The sequence below is a fragment of the Bradyrhizobium sp. Kon56 genome, assembly GCF_055807635.1.
In genome coordinates this window covers 1-300 of sequence record NZ_JBVVOU010000332.1, presented here as the reverse complement: position 1 = coordinate 300, position 300 = coordinate 1, and the positions used below count along the sequence as shown (strand labels likewise).

Annotated in this window: 1 pseudogene; it reads right to left on the bottom strand. The window is 69.7% G+C overall.

Annotated elements, in window-relative coordinates:
- Positions 1-300, bottom strand: a pseudogene (locus AC0L3B_RS39195) (N-acetylglucosamine-6-phosphate deacetylase); the annotation flags it as partial.

Sequence of the window (300 nt, the reverse complement as noted above, 5' to 3'; positions counted from 1 at the left end):
CCAGGGTGCCGTCGGCCAGGCGTACGCCGCCCAGGCACTTGGTCACGGTGTGGCTGCCCAGCTTGTATTCGCCATCGGGCATGCCGGCGGCGGCGGTGGAATCGGTGACGCAATACAGGCACGGGATCGAGCGCAGCGCCACGCGCATGGCGCCGGGGTGCACGTGCAGCAGGTCGGGGATCAACTCGGCGTATTTGGCGTGGGCCAGCGCAGCGCCGACGATGCCTGGCTCGCGGTGATGCAGCGGGCTCATGGCGTTGTACAAATGGGTAAAGCTGGTGGCGCCGGCGGCGAGGGCGG